The sequence below is a fragment of the Ferrimonas marina genome, from assembly GCF_900129905.1.
GTDB classification, from domain to species: Bacteria; Pseudomonadota; Gammaproteobacteria; order Enterobacterales; family Shewanellaceae; genus Ferrimonas; species Ferrimonas marina.
Genome location: NZ_FQXG01000002.1, coordinates 675,630 through 692,593 on the forward strand (window position 1 = coordinate 675,630; position 16,964 = coordinate 692,593).

16 protein-coding genes are annotated in these 16,964 nt (G+C 61.8%); 8 read left to right on the plus strand and 8 right to left on the minus strand.

Annotated elements, in window-relative coordinates; genetic code table 11:
- Nucleotide 1: 1 nt before the first annotated feature.
- Nucleotides 2-1,081: a peptide chain release factor 1 gene (gene prfA, locus BUC04_RS06675; RefSeq protein WP_067663191.1), complete on the minus strand. Its 1,080-nt coding sequence runs from the start codon at nt 1,079-1,081 to the stop codon at nt 2-4.
- Nucleotides 1,082-1,151: 70 nt separating this feature from the next.
- Entirely contained in the window at nt 1,152-2,402 is a 1,251-nt protein-coding gene (hemA, locus tag BUC04_RS06680) for a glutamyl-tRNA reductase (RefSeq protein WP_067663194.1), read from the minus strand.
- A 150-nt stretch (nt 2,403-2,552) separates the two neighbouring features.
- On the opposite strand from hemA, the gene lolB reads away from it, so the two are divergent.
- The 7 genes from lolB to BUC04_RS06715 all read left to right on the plus strand — a co-directional run bounded on the left by lolB (nt 2,553) and on the right by BUC04_RS06715 (nt 9,043).
- On the plus strand, nt 2,553-3,146 hold the full coding sequence (gene lolB, locus BUC04_RS06685; protein ID WP_067663197.1) for a lipoprotein insertase outer membrane protein LolB: 594 nt from the start codon (nt 2,553-2,555) through the stop codon (nt 3,144-3,146).
- 6 nt (nt 3,147-3,152) lie between these two features.
- A complete protein-coding gene (ispE, locus tag BUC04_RS06690; protein WP_067663200.1) occupies nt 3,153-3,995 on the plus strand; it encodes a 4-(cytidine 5'-diphospho)-2-C-methyl-D-erythritol kinase in 843 nt (280 codons plus the stop codon).
- Between the two features lie 185 nt (nt 3,996-4,180).
- Nucleotides 4,181-5,128, plus strand: coding sequence for a ribose-phosphate pyrophosphokinase (locus BUC04_RS06695; protein WP_067663203.1), 948 nt, complete (start codon nt 4,181-4,183; stop codon nt 5,126-5,128).
- Between the two features lie 186 nt (nt 5,129-5,314).
- The gene (locus BUC04_RS06700; protein ID WP_067663206.1) at nt 5,315-5,950 is read left to right on the plus strand and encodes a 50S ribosomal protein L25/general stress protein Ctc; all 636 of its coding nucleotides are present in this window, start codon (nt 5,315-5,317) and stop codon (nt 5,948-5,950) included.
- A gap of 2 nt (nt 5,951-5,952) precedes the next feature.
- Nucleotides 5,953-6,549, plus strand: coding sequence for an aminoacyl-tRNA hydrolase (pth, locus tag BUC04_RS06705; RefSeq protein WP_067663209.1), 597 nt, complete (start codon nt 5,953-5,955; stop codon nt 6,547-6,549).
- A 28-nt stretch (nt 6,550-6,577) separates the two neighbouring features.
- A complete protein-coding gene (ychF, locus tag BUC04_RS06710; protein WP_067663212.1) occupies nt 6,578-7,669 on the plus strand; it encodes a redox-regulated ATPase YchF in 1,092 nt (363 codons plus the stop codon).
- 102 nt (nt 7,670-7,771) lie between these two features.
- Nucleotides 7,772-9,043: a DUF945 family protein gene (locus BUC04_RS06715; RefSeq protein ID WP_159437660.1), complete on the plus strand. Its 1,272-nt coding sequence runs from the start codon at nt 7,772-7,774 to the stop codon at nt 9,041-9,043.
- 60 nt (nt 9,044-9,103) lie between these two features.
- Here the strand turns inward: BUC04_RS06715 and sohB are convergent, their stop codons facing one another.
- Nucleotides 9,104-10,132, minus strand: coding sequence for a protease SohB (gene sohB / locus BUC04_RS06720; protein WP_067663218.1), 1,029 nt, complete (start codon nt 10,130-10,132; stop codon nt 9,104-9,106).
- Between the two features lie 94 nt (nt 10,133-10,226).
- Nucleotides 10,227-12,725 (minus strand): VolA/Pla-1 family phospholipase, encoded by a 2,499-nt coding sequence (locus tag BUC04_RS06725; RefSeq protein WP_067663221.1) that lies wholly within the window; start codon nt 12,723-12,725, stop codon nt 10,227-10,229.
- Between the two features lie 260 nt (nt 12,726-12,985).
- Here BUC04_RS06725 and BUC04_RS06730 point away from each other — a divergent pair, with 260 nt between their 5' ends.
- Nucleotides 12,986-13,756: a YciK family oxidoreductase gene (locus tag BUC04_RS06730; RefSeq protein ID WP_067663224.1), complete on the plus strand. Its 771-nt coding sequence runs from the start codon at nt 12,986-12,988 to the stop codon at nt 13,754-13,756.
- A 163-nt stretch (nt 13,757-13,919) separates the two neighbouring features.
- On the opposite strand, the gene rluB is transcribed toward BUC04_RS06730, so the two are convergent.
- The 4 genes from rluB to BUC04_RS06750 all read right to left on the minus strand — a co-directional run bounded on the left by rluB (nt 13,920) and on the right by BUC04_RS06750 (nt 16,964).
- On the minus strand, nt 13,920-14,789 hold the full coding sequence (gene rluB / locus BUC04_RS06735; protein ID WP_067664330.1) for a 23S rRNA pseudouridine(2605) synthase RluB: 870 nt from the start codon (nt 14,787-14,789) through the stop codon (nt 13,920-13,922).
- An 11-nt stretch (nt 14,790-14,800) separates the two neighbouring features.
- Nucleotides 14,801-15,385 carry an SMC-Scp complex subunit ScpB gene (gene scpB / locus BUC04_RS06740; protein ID WP_067664332.1) on the minus strand — a complete coding sequence of 195 codons (585 nt, stop codon included), beginning with the start codon at nt 15,383-15,385 and terminating at the stop codon, nt 14,801-14,803.
- Complete coding sequence (locus BUC04_RS06745) at nt 15,382-16,185, minus strand: segregation and condensation protein A (RefSeq protein ID WP_067664334.1); 804 nt, start codon at nt 16,183-16,185, stop codon at nt 15,382-15,384. The genes scpB and BUC04_RS06745 overlap by 4 nt, the downstream gene beginning before the upstream one ends.
- 158 nt (nt 16,186-16,343) lie before the next feature.
- Nucleotides 16,344-16,964: an L-threonylcarbamoyladenylate synthase gene (locus BUC04_RS06750; protein ID WP_067664336.1), complete on the minus strand. Its 621-nt coding sequence runs from the start codon at nt 16,962-16,964 to the stop codon at nt 16,344-16,346.

Here is a 16,964-nt window from a genome sequence, read left to right on the forward strand (position 1 = left end):
CTCAGTCTTCCGCCAGCGCCGCCAGTTGATCGGCCTGGTGCTCCTGCAGGATCGGCTCCATCAGGGCATTGAGATCCCCCTCCATCACCTCGGCCAGGCGGTAGAGGGTCAGGTTGATACGGTGATCGGAGACCCGGCCCTGGGGGTAGTTGTAGGTGCGGATCCGCTCGGAGCGGTCACCGGAGGCCACCAGCGAGCGACGGGTGTCGGTCTCCTCGGCCTTGCGCTTCTCATCTTCAGCCTGCTGCAGCCGTGCGCCCAGCACCGCCATCGCCTTGGCCCGGTTCTTGTGCTGGGAACGGTCGTCCTGGCACTCCACCACGGTACCGGTGGGGATGTGGGTTATGCGGATGGCGGAATCGGTCTTGTTAACGTGCTGACCACCGGCACCGGAGGCGCGGAAGGTGTCGACCTTGAGATCCGCCGGGTTGATGGTGATCGCTTCCGCTTCCGGGATCTCCGGCATCACCACCACGGTGCAGGCGGAGGTGTGGATACGACCCTGGGATTCGGTGGCCGGTACCCGCTGAACCCGGTGACCACCGGATTCGAACTTCATCTTGCCGTAAACGGCGTCGCCGGAGATCTTGGCGATCACCTCTTTGTAGCCACCGTGATCGCCCTCGTTGGCGGACATCATCTCCACCTTCCAGCCCACGGTTTCGGCGAAACGGCTGTACATCCGCATCAGATCACCGGCAAAGATGGCGGCCTCGTCACCGCCGGCACCGGCACGGATCTCAACAAAGCAGTTGTTGTCGTCCTTGGGATCCCGGGGCAGCAGCAGGATCTGCAGCTCGCCCTCGAGTCGCTCGCAGTTGGCCTTGGCCTCGGCGAGCTCTTCGGCGGCCATCTCAGCCATGTCCGGATCGCTGAGCATCTCCTGGGCGGTCTCGATGTCTTCCTGGCCCTGCTGGTAGTCCTGGAACGCCTTAACCACGTCCTCAAGCTGGGCATATTCCTTGTTCAGGTTGCGAAAGCGGTCCTGATCGGCAATCACGTCGGGCTCACTCATCAGCGCCTGAACCTCTTCATAGCGCTCGACCAGGCCTTCCAATTTTGCGTAAACGGAGGGTTTCATTGTCTACCTTGATAATGCAAAACGGCCCGTTTAAACGGGCCGTTGTCGTAAAGTTTGCGGTGCGTCTGGGTTAATTGTCGTTGATACCCAGTGCCGATCGCAAGAGCTCAAGGCTATCGAGGTCACCACTGCGGGCGGCCTTGGACAACGCCTGGGTCGGCGAGTGGATCAGTTTGTTGGTCAACTTGTTGGCCAACTCATTGACCACCGCTGAGGCCTCGTCGCCCCGCTCCAGTCGCTCTACCGCCCGCTGTAAGGCCTCAACCTTGAGCTGTTCGCTCTGGCTGCGGTAGGCACGAATGGTGGCGACCGAATCGAGGCCACGCAGCCAGTTGAGGAACTCCACCGATTGCTCCTGGGCAATCAGCTCCGCCTGCTCCGCCGCTTCCAGGCGTGAAGCCATGTTTTTCTCAACGATGCCCTGCAGATCATCGACGGTGTAGAGGTAGGCATTCTCCAGATCCCCCACCTCGGACTCGATATCCCGGGGCACCGCGATGTCCACCAGCAGCATCGCCTGCTGGCGGCGCTGCTTCAGCGCGTTCTCCACCATCCCCTTACCGAGGATCGGCAGCGGTGATGCGGTGGAAGAGATCACGATGTCACACTCGTGCAGGTGCTCCGGGATCTGCGGCAGGGTCACGGCGGTGGCGCCAAACTCGGCGGCCATCCCCTCGGCCCGGGCCAGGGTCCGGTTGGCGACGATGATGTCCGTTACGCCGCGCTCGGTGAGGTGACGAGCCACCAGCTCGACGGTCTCACCGGCCCCCACCAGCATCACCTTGGACTTGGACAGGTCATCAAAGATGTGTTTGGCCAGGTTTACCGCGGCGAAGGCGACAGATACGGCAGAGGTGCCGATCTCGGTCTCGGTGCGGATCTGCTTGGCCACTTTGAAGGTGTGCTGGAACAGACGGTCCAGGGTGTGGGCAATGGTGCCGGTATCCCGGGCATCGAAGAAGGCTTTCTTGATCTGGCCGAGGATCTGGGGTTCACCCAGGACCAAGGAGTCCAAACCGGAGGAGACGCGCAGCAGGTGCTGCACCGCCTTTTGGCCGGTGTGGAGGTAGATGGAACGCCGCAGCTCCGCTTCATCGAGGTTGTGAAACTGACTGAGCCACTGGACCAGTGCTTCACTTTCCACCTGATTGGTGTACAACTCGGTACGGTTACAGGTAGAGACGATCACCGCCTCACCAGTGCGGGTTTGTGCCGCCAAGCTTTTTAGGGCATCGGCGAGAATGTCCGGCCCGAAGGCGACTTTTTCTCGCAGCGATACGCTGGCGGTCTTGTGATTGATCCCAATTGCAACTAACGTCATGGCTTAAATTAGCTTATTCGCCCCGTTTCTTTTCAATCCTTTGGCGCAGGGCAATTCTATGCACAAAGTGTGTCACGGGGAAACACAATCTCGGACACACGGGCAGCATTCCCTTCATGATTGCGGAGCAGCGCACAAAGTTGGATAAAAATGTTTAACCATCCGTTCAAACTCACCCTCTCCTTGTTACTCCTGACATTGCTGGCTGGTTGTGCCAGCTATCAGGCAGCGGATGCCGACGACCCGCTGGCGCAGACCCCCAACTGGCACCTGCGCGGCAAGCTGGGGATCATCACCCCGGAGGAGCGGGTCTCCGCCAGCCTGCACTGGCGCCACCTGGGGCGCACCGGCCAGGACGATCTGCGCCTGACCGGCCCGTTCGGCCAGACCCTGCTGGCACTCAATGCCCGCCCGGGCTTCGCCGAGGTGGAGCTGGATGGTCGTCGCCACCAGGGCGACAGCCCGGAGCAACTGATCCAGCGCCTGACCGGCTGGCAGTTGCCGCTGTCGCAGCTGAGCCGTTACCTGCTGGGGGATACCGCCAGCAATCCCACCACCAGCTACGACGAGCAGGGCCATCCTGTACGGCTCGACCTGGTCCACCCCGGCACCGGAGAGCAGTGGCAGCTGACCTACAACGGCTGGCAACAACTGTCTCAGCATCGCCTGCCGCGCGAGTTGGAGTTGCGCCAGGGCCCGCAACGAATAAAATTGGCCATCTCTCACTGGCAACCCGAGTTGTAACCTTCGATGACCCAAGCCCCCTGGTGGCCCGCCCCCGCCAAGCTCAATCTCTGCCTGCACATCAATGGCCGCCGTGAAGACGGCTATCACGAACTGCAGACCCTGTTCCAATTCCTGGATTGGGGCGACCGACTGCGTTTCACCCCGCGGGATGACGGCCTGGTTACCCTCAGCCCGGCGCTGCCCGGCGTGGCGGACGAGGACAACCTAGTGGTGCGTGCCGCCCGGCTGCTGCAACAGGCCAGTGGCACCACCCTGGGTGCCGACATTGAGCTGGATAAGCAACTGCCCATGGGCGGTGGCATCGGTGGCGGCTCCTCCGATGCGGCCACCACCCTGGTGGTGCTCAACCACCTTTGGCAAACCGGCCTGGACGAGGACGCCCTGGCCGAGCTTGGCTTGAGCCTGGGCGCGGACGTGCCGGTGTTTGTCCGAGGTCGCGCTGCCATGGCGGATGGCGTCGGTGAAGCCCTGCGTCCGGTGGAGATCGCCGAGCCCTGGTACCTGTTGCTGGTGCCCGAGGTGGAGGTCAGCACCGCCGAGGTGTTTGGTCACCCGCAGCTGACCCGGGACACACCTAAGATCCCAGGGCTGGAAAGCCAGCCCCAGCGCTGGCAAAACGACTGCCAGGCAGTGGTTTGCCAAGCCTATCCTCAAGTTGCAAAGGCTTTAAGCTGGTTGCTAGAATATGCGCCGTCAAAAATGACCGGCACCGGCAGCTGCGTGTTTGGCGAATTTGCCAACCGGGCTGATGCCGAAGCCGCAAGGGCGGGATTGCCCGAAGGGTGGGTGGGCCAAGTGACCCAAGGCCGCAACCAGTCACCCCTTCTGGCCATGCTCGGCCAATAATAAATCAGCCGGCGACGCCTTCGGGTTCACGCCGGCCTGTGTTTGTCCCGTCCGAGGACGGACAATTGTCCCGCTTTACAGCGGACAACAGATAGAACTGTGCCAACATAACAACTGGTTCTTCGCCGGTTTGGTCTGGGCAGGGTCCCGGCCAAACCAAAGCAAACAAGCCTGAGGTTCATCCCGTGCCCGACATTAAGCTGTTTACCGGTAATGCCAACCCGGAACTGGCAAAACTGATTGCCCAACGCCTTTACTCCGCCCTTGGCAGCGCCGAAGTTGGCCGTTTCTCTGACGGTGAGATCAGCGTTCAAATCAACGAAAACGTGCGTGGTTCTGACGTCTTCATCATCCAGTCCACCTGTGCCCCCACCAACGACAACCTGATGGAGCTGGTGGTGATGGTGGATGCCCTGCGTCGCGCCTCTGCCGGTCGTATCACTGCGGTGATCCCCTACTTCGGCTACGCCCGTCAGGACCGTCGTGTCCGCTCCGCCCGGGTGCCGATCACCGCCAAGGTAGTGGCTGACTTCTTGTCCAGCGTAGGCGTTGACCGGGTACTGACCTGCGACCTGCACGCTGAGCAGATCCAGGGCTTCTTCGATGTGCCGGTAGACAACGTGTTCGGCAGCCCGGTGCTGCTGGAAGACATGCAGCGTCGTGATCTGGACAACCCGGTGGTGGTTTCCCCGGACATCGGTGGTGTGGTTCGTGCCCGTGCCGTGGCCAAGCTGCTGGACGACAGCGACCTGGCGATCATCGATAAGCGTCGCCCCCGCGCCAACGTCTCCCAGGTGATGCACATCATCGGTGACGTCAAGGACCGTGACTGCATCATCGTTGATGACATGATCGACACCGGCGGCACCCTGTGCAAGGCGGCAGAAGCGCTGAAAGAGCACGGCGCCCGTCGCGTGTTTGCCTACGCTACCCACCCGATCTTCTCCGGCAACGCGCCGAAGAACATCAGCGAGTCCGTCATCGACGAGGTGATCGTCACCGACACCGTGCCGCTGTCTGACGCGATGAAGGCCACCGGCAAGGTGACCCAGCTGACCATGTCCGGTGTGATGGCCGAAGCGATCCGCCGGGTCAGCAACGAAGAATCTATCTCGGCGATGTTCGAGCACTAAGCTGCCCGACGCTGAGAACAACGCCCCGTTTGCCGACGGGGCGTTTTTTTTGCGCCTTGATCCAGACTGAGGCGAATTTGAGCCAATCGGCGTCAAAGTGGTAAACTGTCGCGCCTTTGTCTACAAGGAAGAGGTCCGTTTCTGGTCGCGGAGACGGCAACCACACCAACAAAAGGAGTTACAACCATGTCAGATTTCGAGTTTGACGCTGAGATCCGTACCGATCTAGGCACCGGAGCGAGCCGCCGGTTGCGTCGGGAAGGGCTGGTGCCCGCGGTGTTGTACGGTGGAGACAAGGAGCCAGTGTCACTGACGTTGGCCCACAACAAGATCAACAAGGCACAGGAGAACGAGGCGTTTTACAGCCACGTGCTGACCTTGAACATCAACGGCCAGGCGGAAGAGGCGATCGTGAAGGCGATCCAGCGTCACCCCTACAAGCCCAAGCTGATGCACCTGGACTTCCAGCGAGTGGTCCGTGGCACCGCCATGACCGCCACCGTGCCGCTGCACTTCGTCAACGAAGAGGACAGCGCCGGGGCTCGCGCCGGTGGCACCGTGATGCACCTGCTTAACGAGGTGGAAGTCCGTTGTCTGCCGCGTCATCTGCCGGAGTTCATTGAGGTGGATATCCTCAGCCTGGACACCGGTCATAGCCTGCACCTCAGCGATATCCAGATGCCCGAAGGGGTCGAACTGGTGGCACTGAGCAAGGGCGACGACAGCCAGGATCTGTCCGTAGTCACCATCAAGCCGCCTAAGGGCGCCAGTGACGACGAGGCCGAAGACGGCGAAACCCCAGAGCAACCAACAGAAGAGTAACGGTGAGCAGTAACATCCGTTTAATCGTGGGCCTGGCAAACCCAGGCCCCGAATACGCCCAAACCCGCCACAATGCCGGCGAGTGGCTGGTTAACGAACTGGCCCGACAACACAACGTCAGCCTCAAGACCGAGAGCAAGTTCTTTGGTAAGACCGGTCGGATCCAGGCCCCGGGCATGGACCTGCGACTGTTGATCCCCACCACCTTTATGAACCTCTCTGGCAAGGCGATCGGTGCCATGGCCAACTTCTACGGCATCGCGCCGGAGGAGATCTTGGTGGTGCACGACGAGATGGACCTGCCCCCCGGGGTGGCTCGCTTCAAGCAAGGGGGTGGCCATGGCGGCCACAACGGCTTGAAGGACACCATTGCCCGACTGGGCAACAACAAGAATTTTTACCGGCTGCGCGTCGGCATCGGCCATCCGGGCGATCGCAACCGCGTGACCGGCTATGTGCTGGGCAAGGCCCCGGCCAATGAACAGCGCGCCATGGACGAGGCGATCGACGAGGCGTGCCGCTGCATGGATCTGCTACTCAAAGAGGGCATGACCAAGGCACAGAACCGCCTCCATACTTTTTCGGCCCAACCGGCCTAACAGACGATCAAGAAAGGTTAACACTACCATGGGTTTTAAATGTGGCATCGTGGGTCTGCCCAACGTCGGCAAATCCACCCTGTTCAATGCACTGACCAAGGCCGGCATCGAAGCCGCCAACTTCCCGTTTTGCACCATCGAGCCGAACACCGGCGTGGTACCGGTGCCGGATCATCGCCTCAATGCGCTGGCCGAGATCGTCAACCCGCAGCGCGTGCTGCCCACCACCATGGAATTCGTCGACATCGCCGGCCTGGTGAAGGGTGCCTCCACCGGGGAAGGCCTGGGTAACAAGTTCCTGGCCAACATCCGTGAGACCGACGCCATCGGTCACGTGGTGCGCTGCTTCGAGAACGACAACATCGTTCACGTCGCCGGCGGGGTAAACCCGGCCGAGGACATCGAGGTGATCAACACCGAGCTGGCCCTGGCGGATCTGGACGCCGTCGAGAAGGCGCTGCTGCGCCTGGCCAAGCGTGCCAAGGGCGGTGACAAGGACGCCAAGGCGGAGATCCTGGTGCTGGAGAAGATCCTGCCGACCCTGGAAGCCGGCGGCATGGCCCGCTCTGTTGAGCTGGATAAGGATGAGAAAGCCCGCATCCAGTACATGGGCCTGCTGACCCTCAAGCCGACCATGTACATCGCCAACGTCAATGACGACGGCTTCGAGGACAACCCCTACCTGGACCAGGTACGGGCCATCGCCGCCGAAGAGAACGCCGTGGTGGTGCCGGTGTGTGCCGAGATCGAATCCGAGATCGCCGAGCTGGAAGCTGAAGAGCGCGACGAGTTCATGGCCGATCTGGGCATCGACGAGCCGGGGCTGAACCGGGTGATCCGCTCCGGTTACGAGCTGCTCAACCTGCAGACCTACTTCACCGCCGGGGTGAAGGAAGTGCGCGCCTGGACCGTCCCGGTGGGTGCCACCGGCCCGCAGGCCGCCGGTAAGATCCACACCGACTTCGAGCGTGGCTACATCCGCGCCGAGGTGATCGGCTACGACGACTACATCGAGCTGGGTGGCGAGAACGCTGCCAAGGAAGCCGGCAAGAAGCGCTCTGAAGGCAAGGACTACGTGGTTAAAGACGGCGACGTCATCCACTTCCTGTTCAACGTGTGAGCCACCCCGCTTAACAAAAAGCCCGACATCTCGTCGGGCTTTTTTTTGTGCGCTGATCTGGCATAGTCAGCCAGGACTGATTATCCGACTGGAAAGTACATGATGAATAAAGGATTTTTGGCTGCTGCCCTGGCCACTGTGGTGGCTATCCCGGCCGCAAGCTGGTACACGGGCCAGCAATATCAGAAGATCGTCGAACAGCAGATGGCGCTGGCTTCTGAGATGCCCAACGTCGAGGTGACGCTAGAGGTGATGGACGATTCCCTGTTTGGCCGCACAGAGCGCTACCTGTACCTGATGGACGATCCCAGCCTGGAGATAGCGCTGGAGTTTGCCGCCACCCAGACCCTGAGCTTCTGGCCGCTTTTTTTGCGCGGCGAGGTGGCGCTGGACTTTGAGCATGGCACCCTGGCGGAGTTTGCCCAGCAGCTGGAGACGCTGCCCCAGATGCGGGGTGGCTGGAGCGCCTTTATCCCTGGCGGCAAGGCCAAGGTCGACCTGCAGCTGGATGCCATGGCGCTCACCCTGCCAGACGGCGAGGCCCACCTGGCACTCTCCCCCATCCATTACCGGGGAGACTTTGCCCTGGACCTGTCGACCAGTTACGGCGAACTGAGCCTGGCCAGCCTGACTTTCCGCGTGCCAGATAACGACGGTGAACTGCTGATCACCGATCTGCACTTTTCCGGTGATGCAGTGATGACCGACGGCATCGCTGAGATGCAAAGCATGGCGTTCCAGCTCGGTGAGTTTCGCTTTGATGATGGTCACGACGTCTCTTTGGTGATGACCGCACTGACCATGAGCGGGGAAACCCAGGAGCAGGAGAGCACACTGGATTTGGTCAGCCTGTGGTCAGTGCAGGAGCTGCAGTTTGCCTCTGCGCTTGATGGCAGCAAGACGGGGCTGAGCAATCTGCGCTTTGATACCGTGTTCAAGGGCCTCGACAAGGCGGCCTATCGCCGCCTCCAGCAGTTGGAGCAGTCCGACCCTATCCAGATGGAGCATGAACTGATAGAGGCCCTGGACGCGCTGTTAGCGGCAGGGATCCAATGGCAGCTTAGCGACGTCAGCGCCGATCTGGACGTTATGATGCCGGGCCAGACCCTTAAGGGGCAGTTCCAGACCCAGGGCCAACTGAGCATGGCCCCCACCAGCATTCAGCAACTGATTGGCCCGATGGCGATCGCCCAGTTCAGCGCCCAGCTCGACATCAACTTCTCAGAGAGCCTGTTTGCCCAGCACCCGCTGGCGCCGGTGCTGGAGCAGCTGACGGAAACCGGCATGTTCACCCTGGAGCAGGAGCGTTTCCGCACCGAGTTGCAATTCGAGCAGGGGATGATCCAACTCAATGGCCAACCGCTGCCGATGTAAGCCAGTGAACCAGGCACAAAAAAGCCGGCCCTGGGGCCGGCTTTTTCATCTAACTGAGGCTTAGCGCTTGCCGGGCATGCCCAACTCCGCCAGCTTGAGGCTGGCACGCTCCACCATCGCCTCGGCACCACGGCCCAGTCGCTTGGCCAAGTTCTTCTTCTCCACGTACTGCAGCTGCAGCACCTGGCGCTCCTTGGCCGCCACCATCAGGTAGTCGTCAGAGGTCTGCAGCTTGTCCACCAGCCCCAGCTCCAGCGCCTGCTGGCCGAACCAGTGCTCACCGGTGGCCACCTTGGCCAGGTCCAGCGACGGCCGGTAGTTGGCGACAAAGCCTTTGAACAGCTCGTGGGTCTTCTCCAGCTCCTCACGGAACTTCTCCCGGGCCTCGTCGGTGTTCTCACCAAACACCGTCAGGGTGCGCTTAAACTCACCGGCGGTGTGCTGCTCAAACTCGATGTCGTTTTTCTTCAGCACCTTGCTGAAGTTGGGCAGCTGGGCAATCACGCCGATGGAGCCGACGATGGCAAAGGGAGCGGCGATCACCTGGTTGGCCACGCAGGCCATCATGTAGCCGCCACTGGCAGCCACCTTGTCCACTGCAATAGTCAGCGGGATCTCGGCCTGACGGATGCGGTCAAGCTGGGAGGACGCCAGGCCATAGGCGTGCACCATGCCGCCGCCACTCTCAACCCGCACCAGCACCTCGTCCTGGGCATTGGCCACGGTCAACAGGGCGCTGATCTCTTCACGCAGGTTGCTGACCTCGGCGGCGTCGATGCCGGCCTTAAAGTCGATGACAAACAGCCGGCCATCGCGCTCACTGCTGTCCTTCTGCGCCTTCTGCTTGGCCTTCTCTTCCGCCTTGAGGGCCTTGCCCTTGGCCTTGAGCTGGGCCTCGCTGAGCAGCTCATGATCCAGCTGCTGCTCGTAGTGATGAAGCTTGTCGCTGAGATCGTGGATCTTCAGGCTGCCCTTCTGGCTCTTGCCACTGCGATTGGCTATCGCCGCGGCTACCAGAATGGCTACCACCGCCAACACCAGGGTGATCGCCTTGGCCAGGAACAGGCCGTATTCGTATAAGAACTCCAAGATCTTCTCCAATCTAGAAAAACTGACCTTAGTGTATCGGATCAAAAAGGCCCGGCAACCGCCGGGCCTTGAAAACTACGAGCCAATGAGTGGATTACTGCTCGCAGGCACCGCCCTGGATCAGGCAGCCATTGCCGATGCTGATCTTACGACCGTCGGTGAGGGCGAAATCCGCCGCCTGCACCTGCATCTCTTCGGTGGCGATGTCGGGGCTAATCAGCGAGCTGTGGGCACCCAGGCGGAAGCGCACTGCGCCACTGACGGTACCAGCAGAGTCGCTGACGGTCTCAGTGACGGCCTGCAGACCCAGGGCGCTGATCAACGGCTCGGTGCCGGACAGCGGGAAGCCCGGTACGGTGTTAGGCAGCACCAGATCCGGCGGATTGTCACCGCCCTCCTCCAGGTTACCCACCACCTCAATCAGGTGAACCGGTACGTTGCTGCCCGCCAAGATGGCGGCATGGTTGATGGGGTCCATGGAGTCCACTGCGGTCTGCACCGCGAAGGCGAACGGCGGTAGCACCTCAGTCTGGACCTGGGCCACCACGGCTTCACACTCGGGGCTCTCAACAATACCACCGGTCATCGGATCGATGCAGTCCGGTGCCAGCTCACCCACCAGGGTGGTGATCAGGATGGGGCCGAAGGTGGCGGAGCCTGCAAAGGAGCCGGCCAGGCCACCCGCCGGGGCCACCAGCGAAGCGGCGGTGAGGCGGTAAGGGTTGGCCTCGCCCAACAGGCCATCCAGCAGGCCGGCATAGGCCGCAGCGCTGGTACCGACGATGCCGCCCAGGCTCAGGCCCTGCATGGAGACACGGGTCGCGTCCACGGTGGGCATCATCCCCATGCTTGCCTCAAACGCCGCCCAGGTGCCAACAGACAAACGCAGGGCCAAGTTATCGGCAATGGCCTGGCGGAAGTTATCCCGTACGGTCAGGCTGCTGGCGATGTTGACGAAGGCCAGCGGGTTACCGTTGACGTAGCGCGGGTCGCCCAACAGCTCACCGACACTGGGATCGGTAGCGGAGACATCGAAGATCATATCGCCATTGAGGTCCACCGAGCGCTCGCCGTGCAGCGGCATATCGATGGAGATGGTAGCGATGCCCTTAACCGCGTACACCCCGGCGTAGGCCAGATTGAGCTCCTTGACGCCCCCCAGGCCGTGCATGGTGACGCTGATGGGCCAACCGGCCGCCGGCGGGGTATAGGGTGCGCCCTGGCTGGCGTAGAAGGCGATCAGCTTCTCCGCGTTGGGCACCGTCACCTGTACCGGCACGGTCAGCTTGTGCGGCACAGCCCCTGGCATCTCACCCTCTGCCAGGTTCTGGAACGGGTTGGGCAGCGGGTTAAAGCGGGTCAGGTGTTTTTGCGGATCCACCGGGCTGCCATCGGCCAGGAAAAACTGGGCACCCACCAGCAGACTGGGATCCATCAACGCAGCACCGGGGTCGATACCCTGGGCCGCTGCCTGGGTAGCGTATTCTTCCTGGCTGAGTACACCAGCCTCCAGCAGCTGCAGCACTGCCACTGGGCTGTCACCCAAGGCACCAAAGCGTCCATTGATGTCGACACCGGCCTCACCCACGGTGGGCAGCATCTGGTAATAGGGCAGTGCCAGTTGACCAACGTAGACGTCCGCCATGTCAGCGAAGACGTAAGCCAAGCCATCTTCCGGGGTCAGCCCCAACAATTGAGCTGCCGTCTGGTTGATGGGGGTTGGCGGCATCAGCCAATCCGGGGTAAAGAAGGGCGATACCGGAACGGTGGGGCCGGCAGGGTTAAAGCCATCGGCCATCAACTGGGCCACGGTGGTGACCACGTCCGGCACCGACTGGGTGGTGAAGACACCACTGTAGGTGATGCCCGCCTTGTCCACCGAGTGGGCGCTGGCCAGCTGGTTTTCGTAGTTGTTGGTCAGTCGTTGCAGCAACAGCTGGGACGGGGTCACCAGGGGATCGGTGTTGATGTCCAGCTTGAGCAGCTCGTAGGTGGTGGAGGCGGCGATGGCATCGCCGTTGCTGTCCATCAGCTGCGAGGTGGTGATCACCGCGTAGCTGGTCACCGGCGGCAGTGGCTTAAGCGGCACCAGGTTGATGCTATTACCGCTGGCCTGGGTGATGAAGTCCTCGCCCCACATCAGCTCCTCGCCCACCTTACAGATGGAGAGGGACTCACTGTCCATGCACTCCGGATCCGGCGACAACGGGCCACCGAGCACTACCTCGAACATCCGTACCGAACCGGCGGCGGAGGCGGAGGCGGGATCCACCATCACCCCGTCACTGCCGGGCACCACATCGATGCTCATCGGCATGATGGTGGACCAGCCGTCCAGGGCGCCCAGGGCAATCTGGGGATCGGTGTAATCCATGCTTTCAGCTTCACCCGGGATCTCCAGGGTGCCATCCAGCGTGCCGGAGAACAGCAGATCATTGGGCAGCGGCAGCACGCCAGCGCCGGGATCGAAGGCGATGCGCGATAGCGGCGTGGGTGTCCCAGTATCGTTGATGATGTCTTGGTGGCTGTCGCCACTGCAGGCCGTCAGGCCAAAAATGGAGGCAATTGCTGCACTTAACAACAAGTGTTTCATCTTCTCTCCCCAGTCCTTTGCTTTTATTTTGTCTTCCAGTCCGAACTTGGTCACAATACCGGGTCGTATCGTGACAAAACCGCCTGTCGGATAGGCTCTTCCTTATGGGAAAGTAACGCAGATCCGTATGCTTAGCTACAGTTTTGCAACAATATCCCCAGCCATAAGTCCGGATTTTTCACTCGAGCGTTTAAAACATCGGACTGAATGGGGTTTTGGCGATACAGATCAATCAGTTAGATCTTGAACAGGAAGTTGTGATGTTGGAATACCAGGTTCAGGCCAATGCTCTGAAAAACAAAGTGATTCTAGTTACCGGCGCCGGCAGCGGCATCGGCCGGGAAGCGGCACTGCAGTACGCCCAGGCGGGTGCCTCGGTCATCCTGCTAGGCCGAACCACCAACAAGCTGGAGCAGGTCTACGATGCCATCGTGGCGGCGGGGGGGCCGGAACCGGCCATCGTACCGCTGGATATGGAAGGCGCCAGTGAGCAGAACTACCAGGACCTGGCCGCCACCATCGAGGAGCAGTTTGGTCATCTGGATGGGGTGCTGTTCAACGCCTCGGTGCTGGGCGCCCTCACCCCCTTTGATCAGATGGAGCTGGAGATGTTCCAGCAGGTGATGCAGGTCAATGTCACCGCCCAGTTCCTGCTGACCAAGGCCCTGTTGCCGGTGCTGCGTAAGGCCCCCCAAGGCTCCATCGTCTACACCTCCTCCGGGGTCGGCCGCCAGGGTCGGGCCTTCTGGGGTGTCTACGCCATCTCCAAGTTCGCCACCGAAGGGATGATGCAAACCCTGGCGGATGAGCTGGCAGGCAGCAACGTGCGCGCCAACTGCATCAACCCCGGCGCCACCCGCACCAAGATGCGCGCTACCGCCTTCCCGGCGGAGGACCCGCAGACCCTGCGTACCGCCGAAGATCTGATGCCGCTCTACCTCTACCTGATGAGCGACGACAGTGCCGAGGTCAACGGCCAGAGCCTGGATGCCCAGCCGGACCGTATCCCTGGTGCCAGCGTATCGCGCTAAACTCCAGGTGCTCGATGCTAGGTGCTAGGTGCTAGGTGCTAGGTGCTAGATGCTAGGTGCTAGGTGCTAGGTGCTAGGTGCTAGGTGCTATGTTTAAAAGCAAGTAGCTGGTTGAGCACCAACAAAAAAGCCCCGCAGTTGCGGGGCTTTTTGCTGTCGAGCCTTACTTGGCACGCTTGCCCGGCGTACGGGCGCGGTGGCGATGCACGGCGCGACGGATCTTGTTGGTCTTGATCGACTTGTGGCGACGGGCGCCGGCCTTGTCCTGAGCGATCAGCGAGCGGGTCTCCGGATCCATCTGCACCAGCTGACGCAGGTAGTTGACCTGGTCCAGCGGCAGCTCCATCCAGCCGCCCCGCGGCAAGCCCTTGGGCAGCTCAATAGCGCCATAGCGGATCCGCATCAGGCGGCTGACCTGCACCTCCTGGCTCTCCCACATGCGGCGCACCTCGCGGTTACGACCCTCGCTGAGCACACCGTGGTACCAGGTGTTGATCCCTTCGCCACCGGCGCGGCCCAGGCGCTTGAACTGGGCCATGCCATCCTCCAGCTCCACCCCTTGGCGCAGACGGTTGAGCATGGCGTCATCCACCTCGCCGAAGACACGGATGGCGTACTCCCGCTCCACCTCGTGGGAGGGGTGCATCAGCCGGTTGGCCAGTTCACCATCGGTGGTGAACAGCAGCAGACCGGAGGTGTTGATGTCCAGTCGGCCCACCGCCACCCAGCGGCTGTCTTTCAGCTTGGGCAGACGCTGGAACACCGTCGGACGCCCCTGGGGATCGGTACGGGAGCACAGCTCCCCCTCGGGCTTGTAGTAAGCCAATACCCGGCAGACCACGTCCTCTTCGGACTTCAAGGAGACCACGTGGCCATCGATGCGGACCTTGTGCTCGGCACTGCCTTCGATCCGATCGCCCAGCTTGGCCACCTGGCCATCGATGCTGATCCGGCCTGCGGCGATCATGGCCTCCATCTCACGACGGGAGCCATGGCCTGCTCGAGCCAATACTTTCTGTAGTTTTTCGCTCATTAATCTCTTCTTTAGTGGGTCTGGGAGGGTTCGGCGGCCGTGGCCCCATCCAACAGGGTGGTCAGGGCCTGCTCGTCCTCAAGGCTAGGCAGGTCTGCCAAGCTGTCCAGACAAAAGTATTGCAAAAATTCGTCGGTCGTCGCGTACAACGCCGGTCGGCCGGGCACTTCTTTGTGGCCGATAATGGCGATCCAGCCCCGATCGCTGAGGGTGCGCATGATGTTGGCACTGACCGACACCCCGCGTACCTTCTCGATCTCGCCCCGGGTCACCGGCTGACGGTAGGCGATCAGCGCCAGGGTCTCCAGCAGTGCGCGGGAGTAGCGCGGTGCCCGCTCCTGCCACAGCGCCCCGAGGAAGGGGCTGAGCTCCGGGTGACTCTGGAAACGGTAGCCGCCGGCCACCTTGACCAGCTGGATGCCGCGGGGGCGGTAGTCCAGCTCCAGCTCATCCAGCACCTCGTTGATGCGGCCGGTGGAGACGGCAAACTCCGCCAGCACCGTTTGCTTGAGGCCACGGGCGCTCATCGGCCCATCGGCCACGAACAGCGCCGCCTCGATCAGCTGCTTGAGTTGGTCGTCATTGATTCGGCTCATGCCCGCGCCCTCACATGGATCTGGCTGCCCGGTGCTGCCTGCTGCAGCTCGATCAGCCCCTCTTTGGTTAACTCCAGGATCGCCAGGAAGCTCACCACGACGCCGGCCCGCCCCTCCTGCTCGGTGAACAGGGCCTGGAACGGGGTAAAGCGCTCCCGGGTCAGCAACGCCAAGATGCGGCTCATCCGTTCCCGGGTAGAGAGCGCTTCTCGCTCGATCTGGTGGTGTTCAAAGTGGTCGGCCCGCTGGATCATCTGGCGCAGCGCCAGCATCAGCTCCTCCATCGACACCTCCGGTGGCACCACCACCGGCGCCAGATCGGCGGCCTTGGCGGCCTGGGCTCGCCAGCTGTCCCGCTCCATCCGCGGCAGCTCGTCCAGCCCCTGGGCCGCCTGCTTGATCACCTCGTAGGCCTGCAGTTGGCGGATCAGCAGGGTACGGGGATCCTCCTCCTCGTCCTCCTCTGCCACCTGACGGGGCAGCAACAGACGGGATTTGATCTCCGCCAGGGTCGCCGCCATCACCAGGTACTCCGCCGCCAGCTCGAACTTCATCTGCTCCATCAGGGCGATGTATTCCATGTACTGGCGGGTGATGGTGACCACCGGCAGGTCGAGGATGTCCAGCTTCTGCTTGCGGATCAGGTAGAGCAGCAGATCCAGGGGGCCTTCAAACGCCTCCAGGATCACCTCAAGGGCCTCCGGCGGAATGAACAGATCCGCTGGCGGATCCATCACCGGATCCCCTCGCACTATGGCCAGGGGCAAAGGTTGCTGAACGGTTGGGGCCGACTGGGTCATGATCACCGCTTCACAGAAAAGGTAATGGGTTCAATCAGGTGGCCACGGCATTGGCCGCGCTCGCACCCTGGAGATCCGCGCAATTCACCCTCTGTCACAAGACGCGGTGCTCGACAAAAACGCGACATTATAGGGCCGCTTGCGCACTTTGTCAGCGCTTATTCAAACGGAGTGGGATCGCCGCCACCGACCCGCACCAGAACCGGGTCATCGTCGGTGAAATCCACCACCGTGGTGGGCTGCTCCGCCAGGATGCCGCCGTGGATGATCAGGTCCAGCTGCTTACCCAGCAGCTGCTCGATCTGCTCCGGATCCGCCAGCGCCTGCTCCTCACCGGGCAGGATCAAGCTGGTGGACATCATCGGCTCGCCCAGCGCCTCCAGCAGCGCCAGGGCGATGGTGTTGTCCGGAACCCGGATACCGATGGTCTTGCGCTTGGCATTGAGCAGTCGCCGCGGCACCTCCTTGGTGCCCTTGAAGATAAAGGTGTAGGGCCCCGGGGTGTTGTTCTTGAGCAGGCGAAAGGCGGTGTTCTCCACCCGGGCATAGAGCGACAGCTCGGACTGGTCACGGCACATCAGGGTAAAGTTGTGGTTGGCGTCCAGTCGACGAATGCGGCAGATCCTATCCAGCGCCCGCTTGTCACCGATATGACAGCCCAGGGCATAGCCGGAGTCTGTGGGGTAGGCGATGACGCCACCTTTATGGATCAGGGCCACCGCCTGATTGATCAACCGGGCCTGGGGGTTGTCCGGATGCACGTGGAAAAATTGACTCAT

Excerpts from the sequence above, each read along its gene's own strand:
- BUC04_RS06725 (WP_067663221.1), bottom strand. The coding sequence starts at position 12,725 with ATGAAACACTTGTTGTTAAGTGCAGCAATTGCCTCCATTTTTGGCCTG.
- BUC04_RS06745 (WP_067664334.1), bottom strand. The coding sequence starts at position 16,185 with ATGACCCAGTCGGCCCCAACCGTTCAGCAACCTTTGCCCCTGGCCATA.
- BUC04_RS06730 (WP_067663224.1), top strand. The coding sequence starts at position 12,986 with ATGTTGGAATACCAGGTTCAGGCCAATGCTCTGAAAAACAAAGTGATT.
- rluB (WP_067664330.1), bottom strand. The coding sequence starts at position 14,789 with ATGAGCGAAAAACTACAGAAAGTATTGGCTCGAGCAGGCCATGGCTCC.
- ispE (WP_067663200.1), top strand. The coding sequence starts at position 3,153 with ATGACCCAAGCCCCCTGGTGGCCCGCCCCCGCCAAGCTCAATCTCTGC.
- lolB (WP_067663197.1), top strand. The coding sequence starts at position 2,553 with ATGTTTAACCATCCGTTCAAACTCACCCTCTCCTTGTTACTCCTGACA.
- hemA (WP_067663194.1), bottom strand. The coding sequence starts at position 2,402 with ATGACGTTAGTTGCAATTGGGATCAATCACAAGACCGCCAGCGTATCG.
- BUC04_RS06715 (WP_159437660.1), top strand. The coding sequence starts at position 7,772 with ATGAATAAAGGATTTTTGGCTGCTGCCCTGGCCACTGTGGTGGCTATC.
- BUC04_RS06750 (WP_067664336.1), bottom strand. The coding sequence starts at position 16,964 with ATGAGTCAATTTTTCCACGTGCATCCGGACAACCCCCAGGCCCGGTTG.
- BUC04_RS06700 (WP_067663206.1), top strand. The coding sequence starts at position 5,315 with ATGTCAGATTTCGAGTTTGACGCTGAGATCCGTACCGATCTAGGCACC.
- ychF (WP_067663212.1), top strand. The coding sequence starts at position 6,578 with ATGGGTTTTAAATGTGGCATCGTGGGTCTGCCCAACGTCGGCAAATCC.
- scpB (WP_067664332.1), bottom strand. The coding sequence starts at position 15,385 with ATGAGCCGAATCAATGACGACCAACTCAAGCAGCTGATCGAGGCGGCG.
- prfA (WP_067663191.1), bottom strand. The coding sequence starts at position 1,081 with ATGAAACCCTCCGTTTACGCAAAATTGGAAGGCCTGGTCGAGCGCTAT.